The organism is Kitasatospora sp. NPDC057198, from assembly GCF_042670125.1.
In the GTDB taxonomy this organism is placed as follows: domain Bacteria; phylum Actinomycetota; class Actinomycetes; order Streptomycetales; family Streptomycetaceae; genus Kitasatospora.
In genome coordinates this window covers 19,687-27,374 of the sequence record NZ_JBHUWH010000052.1, presented here as the reverse complement: position 1 = coordinate 27,374, position 7,688 = coordinate 19,687, and the positions used below count along the sequence as shown (strand labels likewise).

At 75.1% G+C, this 7,688-nt stretch carries 4 protein-coding genes and 1 pseudogene; 3 read left to right on the top strand and 2 right to left on the bottom strand.

Annotated elements, in window-relative coordinates:
* Positions 1–60: 60 nt before the first annotated feature.
* Positions 61–1,239: a DUF2637 domain-containing protein gene (locus tag ACFUEL_RS09180; protein WP_380235420.1), complete on the bottom strand. Its 1,179-nt coding sequence runs from the start codon at positions 1,237–1,239 to the stop codon at positions 61–63.
* 217 nt (positions 1,240–1,456) lie between these two features.
* Here ACFUEL_RS09180 and ACFUEL_RS09175 point away from each other — a divergent pair, with 217 nt between their 5' ends.
* A complete protein-coding gene (locus tag ACFUEL_RS09175) occupies positions 1,457–2,200 on the top strand; it encodes a Tellurium resistance (RefSeq protein ID WP_380235421.1) in 744 nt (247 codons plus the stop codon).
* 82 nt (positions 2,201–2,282) lie between these two features.
* Here ACFUEL_RS09175 and ACFUEL_RS09170 read toward each other — a convergent pair whose 3' ends face one another.
* A complete protein-coding gene (locus ACFUEL_RS09170) occupies positions 2,283–3,425 on the bottom strand; it encodes a TerD family protein (RefSeq protein ID WP_380235419.1) in 1,143 nt (380 codons plus the stop codon).
* Between the two features lie 285 nt (positions 3,426–3,710).
* Between ACFUEL_RS09170 and ACFUEL_RS09165 the strand changes: the two genes are divergently transcribed.
* Together ACFUEL_RS09165 and ACFUEL_RS09160 are read left to right on the top strand one after the other, a co-directional pair.
* Positions 3,711–4,883: an HpcH/HpaI aldolase/citrate lyase family protein gene (locus ACFUEL_RS09165; protein ID WP_380235418.1), complete on the top strand. Its 1,173-nt coding sequence runs from the start codon at positions 3,711–3,713 to the stop codon at positions 4,881–4,883.
* Positions 4,884–5,143: 260 nt separating this feature from the next.
* A pseudogene (locus tag ACFUEL_RS09160) lies at positions 5,144–7,664 on the top strand (phosphoribosyltransferase).
* The last annotated feature ends 24 nt before the right edge of the window (positions 7,665–7,688 follow it).

Genomic DNA, 7,688 nt, shown 5'->3' with positions numbered 1-7,688 from the left:
CCCGCCAGGGGAGTTCCCCGGCGGGCGCGGCTCTTCGGTCTTCTCGGCCCGTGGCCCGGGTCAGCCGAGCTGCTGCTCGATCGCCCGGAGCTTGCGCTCCAGCGAGTCCAGCTTCGGCATCGACAGGGTGTCCTCGTCCATCGTCAGGTCGACGCTGGAGGAGTACGAGGACCCGTACGAGGAGCTGTACGAGGAGGAGCTGCTGCCGCTCGACGAGTAGGACGAGGACGAGGACGAGGACGACGACGAGGAGGAGCTGCTGCCGGTGGACTCGACGGCGGCGCGGGGGCGGCGGCCGGCGTTCAGGGCGGCGGGCTCCAGGGCCGAGGCGCTGACCCGGTCGAGGGTGGTCTCCTCGGCGGCTAGGGCAGGCTCCGTTGCGGAGGACGCGTCGCTGCCGGCCGCGGCCAGCGCGGGCACCTGGCGGGAGTGCCGGGCGCGGGCCAGCACGCCGCCCTGGCGGGCGATCGCCTTCAGCTCGGCCCGCTCGCGGCGGTCGGCGCTGCGGGCGCGCAGCTTCGCGTCCATCTTCGCCTGGCGCTCCTCGCGCACCTCCTCGACGGCCTCGTCCAGGCTGCGCACGTTCTCCAGCAGCATCAGCGACCAGGCCGCGTAGGTCTCGCGCGGGGCGCGCAGCCAGCGGACCACCCGGATCTGCGGCAGCGGGCGGGGCACCAGGCCCTGCTCGCGCAGCGCCGCCCGGCGGGTCTGCTTGAGCGCCCGGTCGAAGAGCACGGCCGCCGAGATCGACATGCCGGCGAAGAACTGCGGGGCGCCGTCGTGCGCACCGCCGCGCGGCGCGTGCACCCAGTTGAACCAGGCCGAGGCGACCGCGAACAGCCACACCAGCATGCGCGAACCGAGCGCGGCGTCACCGTGGCTGGCCTCGCGGACGGCGAGCACCGAGCAGAACATGGCCGCGCCGTCCAGGCCGAACGGCACCAGGTACTCCCAGCCGCCCGACAGGTTCAGGTTCTGCTGGCCGAAGCCGACCAGGCCGTGGAAGGACAGCGCGGCGGCCACGCCGGCGCAGCAGAACAGCAGCACGTACGAGGCGCCGCCGTAGATGGCCTCCTTGCGGCGGCGGCGCTCCTCGCTGCGCTCCCACGAGTCGCCGGACGAGGTGCTGTCGGTCGACTTGTTGTTCTTGAAGCGCAGGAAGGCCACCAGGATGGCGGTGAACAGCAGGGCTGCACCGCCTACCACGGCCCAGACCAGCTGTATGGAGGAGAGGTTCATCGCGGGGAGGGCCTCGGCTTTCCGCAGGGCAGGGGGAAGAGAGGTGACGCACGGTACACCTGTGCGGAGAGACGATATCGCGTCCGGGGAGCGGGCATCGTACGGGAGTGACGAACCCTCTGCCAGCGGGGCGCGCCGGAGGGTTGACGTTGACTCAGGGCCCTCCGGGTGGGTATTGGAGAGGCGAGGACGGTAGCCGGTGCTGGGGGAGGACACGATGGTCTCGGTGTGGGAGTTCCTGAAGGGGGACCGCGGCGACAGCTTCGACACCGGAGGGCAGTTCAAGGTCACGCTGACCAAGTCCCAGCCGCACCACGCCATCACCGGCTCGGCGGCCACCACCGGCTACCTGTACATCAACCTGCACTGGTCGACCCTCACCGCCGACCGCCCCACCGTGGGCGGCGCGCTGCGCCGCTTCTTCGACCCGCGGATCCTGCGCCCGCTGGCGACGGCCGACACCGGGTCCGCGCCGGTCAGCGTCGACCTCGACCTGGCCTGCATGTACGAACTCGCCGACGGCACCCGGGGCGTGGTGCAGCCGCTCGGCCGGCTCTTCGGCGACCTCAACAAGCCGCCGTACATCAAGCTCTCCGGCGACGACGTGTCCGGCGCGCCCTCCGGCGAGACCATGCACATCAACCTGGAGAAGAAGGACCGGTTCAAGCGGCTGCTGATCTTCGTCTACATCTACGACGACACCCCGGCCTTCGACCGCACCCACGCGGTGGTCACCATCGTCCCGCAGAGCGGCCCGCGGATCGAGATCAAGCTCGACGAGCGCGCCCCGGCGGCCCGCTCCTGCGCGGTGGTGCTGATCGAGAACGACGGCGAGGGCAAGCTGACGATCCGCCGCGAAGTGCGGTACGTGCACGGCTTCCAGTCCGACCTGGACCGGCTGTACGGCTTCGGCATGCAGTGGGAGCGCGGCTACAAGTCGCCCTCCGGGCCCGCGAGTTGACGCGCCGGGCGGTCCGGCGCGCCGACCGGGTGCGGGCCCGGCGGACGCGGGCCTAGGGGGTGCGGGCCCGGCGGGTGCGGGCCTAGCGGGGCTGGAACTGCGGGCCCTGCGGCGGCAGTGCGAACGGCGGGCCGGACTGCTGCTGCGGGGGCTGGGGCTGTTGCGGCTGCTGCTGCTGCGGGTAGCCGTAGCCCTGGGCCTGCGGCTGGGCCGGGGGCGGCGGTGGCGGGTAGCCGTACCCCGGGGCGGCGGCGGGCTGCGGGTAGCCGTAGCCGCCGGGCTGGGGCTGGGGCTGGGCCGGGGGCTGCTGGGGGTAGCCGTAGCCGCCCGGCTGGGGCTGGGGGTAGCCGTACCCGCCCTGGTGCACGGTCGGCGGCAGCGCGGGCGGGGGCGGCGGGGCGGTGGCCGGCGCGGCGGGCGGCTGGGCGGGCTGGGCCACGGGGGCCGGCGGGGCCGCCGGCGCGGGCGGTTCGGCGACCGGGGCGGCGGGCAGCGGGGTGGCCGGGGCGATCGTCCAGTCGTCCTCGTCGGCCGGGAACGGCGCGGGCTGCGACCGCTGCTCGGACCGGGGCTCCGGGTCCGGGACCGGGTCCGGCTCCGGCTGCGGGGCACGGGCGGGGACGCGCGGGTCCCCGCTGTGGTCGGTCAGGTCGACGGCGGAGCCGCTCCGGTCCGCGTCCGCGTCGTCCTCGACCGCGATGCCGAAGTCGGTGGCCAGCGCGACCAGCCCGTCCACGTAGCCCTGGCCGACCGCGCGGAACTTCCAGCCGCCCGCCCGGCGGTAGAGCTCGGCGGCGACCAGCGCGGTCACCTGCTCGTGCTCGTCCACCGCGAACTCGGCCAGCGCGGCCGCCCCGGCGGGCGCGGCCGCGTCGAACAGCAGCACCCGCAGGTCGGGCACCGCGGGGAAGGCGCCGCCCTCCGCCGAACCGGCCAGCACCACCCGGTCGACCTCGGGCGGCAGCTGCTCCAGGTCGATCTCCAGCCCGTCCAGCACCGCCCCGTCCACGACCTGCTTGGGCAGGTGGCGGACCAGGCCGGACGGGTGCCGCGGCTGGTTGTAGAACACGAAGTCCGAGTCGTCGCGGACCTTGCCCCGGTCGCCCAGCAGCAGGGCCGAGGCGTCCACGTCCGGGATGCCCGGGGTGTCCGTCCACCGCAGGACGGCACGGACGGCGGCGGCCGTCAGCGGGATGTTGGCGCCCTTCGCCATCACGTGCGTCATGGCGCACCATCCTGCCGCCTGCCGGGGGCCCGGGACAACGCGGGGCGCGGCATCGGCGCGCCCGCTCGGTGACGCGGCTGACAAACTTGCGAGAATTCGATGTTTCGAACTCTTTCGCCGAGGTCATACGGCCGTACGATAAGCGGCCAACGGCCCCGGTGCTCCCCACCCGCGACGGCGCCGGCGCTCCCGCGAACTTTCCGGCCGCGCCGACCGTCCCAAGGAGAGAGGCGTCAGCCGTCCCCCGCCGACGGCGGGCCCACCAGACCACAGCGGGAGAGCACCTTGCGCCACTTCGGGCATCTCGCGGACGACGTCCGCAGCCGGCTCTTTCACGAGCAGCCCGCCGCCTTCGACCGCGACAGCGACGCCTCCGTCCTCGCCACCGCGCTCGGCGCCACGCTCTACAGCCCCGCCACCCGGCCCACCCTGGCCCGCGACGTCCGCAAGCAGGCCGCCCGCGGCGTGGTCTCCATGGTGCTCTGCCTGGAGGACGCGATCGCCGACCACGAGGTCGACGGCGCCGAGCGCAACCTCGTCGACCAGCTCACCGAACTCGCCGGACAGGACGCCGGGGACGAACTGCCGCTGCTGTTCGTCCGGGTCCGGGCCGCCGAGCAGATCACCGACCTGACCGAACGCCTCGGCCCCGCGCTGCGCCTGCTCAGCGGCTTCGTGGTGCCCAAGTTCACCGAGGACAGCGGCCTGCCCTTCCTGGAGGCGCTGACCGGCGCCGAGGAGCGCACCGGGCAGCGGCTGTTCGTCATGCCGGTGCTCGAGTCCCCCGAACTCGCCCACCTGGAGAGCCGCCGCGAGCAGCTGCACGGCATCGCCCGGCTGCTCGACAAGCACCGCGAACGCGTCCTCGCCGTCCGGCTCGGCGTCACCGACCTGTGCTCCGCGTACGGTCTGCGCCGCTCGCCCGACCTGACCGCCTACGACGTCGCCCTGGTGGCCGGCGTGATCGGGGACGTGGTCAACGTGCTCGGCCGGGCCGACGGCACCGGGCACACCGTCACCGGGCCGGTCTGGGAGTACTTCCCGCTCCAGGAGCGGATGTTCAAGCCCCAGCTGCGCCGCACCCCGTTCGCCGAGGTCATCCCGCCCGCCGACCGGGTCCGCCAGCGGCTGATCGAGCACGACCTGGACGGGCTGATCCGGGAGATCGAACTCGACCGGGCCAACGGGCTGCTCGGCAAGACCTGCATCCACCCCAGCCACGTCGCCGCCGTGCACGCGCTGTCCGTGGTCACCCACGAGGAGCTGTGCGACGCGCAGGACATCCTGCAGCAGCACCGCGGCGGCGGCGGGGTCAGCCGCTCCGCCTACACCAACAAGATGAACGAGGCCAAGCCGCACCGGGCCTGGGCCGAGCGGGTGCTGCTGCGCGCCGAGGTGTTCGGCGTCGCCCGGCCCGAGGTCACCTTCGCGGAGCTGCTGTCGGCCTGCATCGGCTGAACGGTCCACGCGGACGCGGCCGCTGATGGCGCGGACGCGGTTGTTGACGGTGGGTCAACCGATCGGCCGATGGGCCGGCCGGTCGAACGGTGCCGCCTTCCTGGCCGGTCGACCGATCCGGGGGCCCCGGCGCGCCCCGTACGCTCGACAGCGAACCGCACGGCCGTGCGTTCGCGTCCGTCCCACTGGCACCACCCGCACCGCCCCCGTACCGCCCGCCCACCGCTTCCGCACCGCCTTGCACGTCGAGAGGAGCCCCGATGACCGCCGACACCACCGACACCGCCGCCCCCGGGCCCGTCGGGGCCGACCCCTGGACGGGCCAGTGGGTCACCGACCGGCTCGGCCTGCGCCTGACCGGCGGGCCCGAACTGACCGGGCTGATCGGCCTCGCCCTGCGGGTCAACCCCAAGCGCGCCCACCTGCTGGTCTCCCGGGTGCTGGGCAAGCACGTCCCGCAGCGGCCCGCGACGGTGCACGGCGCCGGGCTCGACCTCGGCCGCCGGGTCGCCGACCTGCTCGGCCCGGAGGACGCCGCGCGCGCCGTCGTGCTCGGCTACGCCGAGACCGCCACCGCCCTCGGCCACAGCGTCGCCGACGGGCTCGACGCCCCCTACCTGCACTCCACCCGGCGGCCCGTCCCCGGCGTCGCCCCGCTCGGCGGCTTCGAGGAGGAGCACTCGCACGCCACCAGCCACCTGCTGCTCCCGGAGGACCCGCTGCTGCTGGCCGGCGACGGCCCGCTGGTCCTGGTCGACGACGAGTTCTCCACCGGCACCACCGTCATCAACACCATCCGCGCCCTGCACGCCGCCCACCCCCGCGAGCGGTACGTCGCCGTCGCCCTGGTCGACCTGCGCACCCCCGCCGACCGCGAGCGCCTGCGCGCCGCCGCCGCCGGGCTCGGCGCCCGCCTCGACCTGGTCGCCACCGCCGCCGGCGGCGTCGAACTTCCCGACGGCGTCCTGGAGCGGGCCCGCGAACTGATCGCGGCCGCCCCCGCCCCACCGCCCCCCGCCGGCCCGCCCGGCACCCTGACCAGGACGGACCTGCCCTGGCCCGCCGACCTGCCCGACGGCGGCCGGCACGGCTTCACCCCCGCCCACCGCCGCCGCCTCGACGCCGCCCTGCCCGCCCTCGGCGCCCACCTCGCCGCCGCCGTCGGCCCCCGCCCCGGCCGGGTCCTGGTGCTCGGCTGCGAAGAGCTGATGTACGCCCCGCTGCGGCTCGCCGAAGCCCTCCAGCACGCCCTGCCCGACGCCGAGGTGCGCTTCTCCACCACCACCCGCTCCCCGGTGTTCGCCCTCGACGACCCCGGCTACGCCATCCGCACCCGGCTCGCCTTCACCGCCCACGACGACCCGGCCGACCGCTCCACCGAGCGCTACGCCTACAACGTCGCCCCCGGCGCCGACCCCGCCCGCCGCTTCGACACCGTCGTCCTGGTCGTCGACGACCCCGCCGACACCCCCGCCCTGCACCACGGCCCCGGCGCCCTGCTGCCCGCCCTGCGCACCGCCACCGACCGGGTGGTGCTCGCCGTTCTCCCGTCGTACCGCCCCGCGCCACCCGCCGGACGCCCCGCTGCCCGAGCATGACCCCGTACCCGTCGAAGGCACCCGCATGACCGCACGCACCGCCCCGCCCACCACCCGCCCGCTGCACGGCCCGGCCTTCTCCAGCTACCCGGCCGCCGACGTCACCTGGCTGCTCAAGGACCTCTCGGACGTCCACCTCGAAGCGCCCACCGAGGAGCGCGAGGAGGCCGTGCAGTCCGGCGGCGCCCACTACGCCGAGTCGCTGCCCGTCGAGTACCAGCCCAGCGACGCCTACCAGCAGCTCTTCCACAGCGCGCTGGACGCCTCGGCGACCCGGCTGGCCACCGCCGTCGGCACCGTCGCCGAGACGCTGCTGCGCGAACGCGGCCCGCACCTGGTGCTCGCCTCGCTCGCCCGGGCCGGCACCCCCGTCGGCGTCCTGATCCGCCGCTGGCTCGCCCACGCCCACGGCCTCGACGTGCCGCACTACACCGTCTCCATCGTCCGCGGCCGCGGCATCGACCAGGTCGCCCTGCGCCACCTCGCCGCCCACCACCGCCCCGCCGACGTGGTCTTCGTCGACGGCTGGACGGGCAAGGGCGCCATCACCCGCGAGCTCGAACAGGCCCTGGCCGGCACCGGCTTCGACCCCGAACTCGCCGTCCTCGCCGACCCCGGCGGCTGCGTGCGCACCTACGGCACCCGGGACGACTTCCTGATCCCCTCCGCCTGCCTCAACTCCACCGTCTCCGGCCTGGTCTCCCGCACCGTGCTGCGCGCCGACCTCACCGGACCGGACGAGTTCCACGGCGCCAAGTTCTACCGCGAGCTCGCCGGGGCCGACGTCTCCCGCCACTTCGTCGACACCGTCGCCGCCGCCTTCCCGGCCGTCGCCGACGCCGTCGCCGCCGAGACCGCCCGGCTCGCCACCGCCGACCGCGCCCCCACCTGGGAGGGCTGGGCCGCCGTCGAGCGGATCAGCGCCGAGTACGGCATCGACAGCGTCAACCTGGTCAAGCCCGGCGTCGGCGAGACCACCCGCGTCCTGCTGCGCCGCGTCCCCTGGCGGATCCTGGCCCGCCGCGGCGCCGGAGCCGACCTCGACCACATTCGGCTGCTGGCCGAGCAACGCGGCGTCCCGGTCGAGGAGACCGACGACCTGCCGTACACCTGCGTCGGCCTGATCCACCCGCGCTACACCCGCGGCGCCACCGGCGCGGACGGCACCGCCGTCCACACCTGACCCCCGCCCCCGAACGAAGGAGAC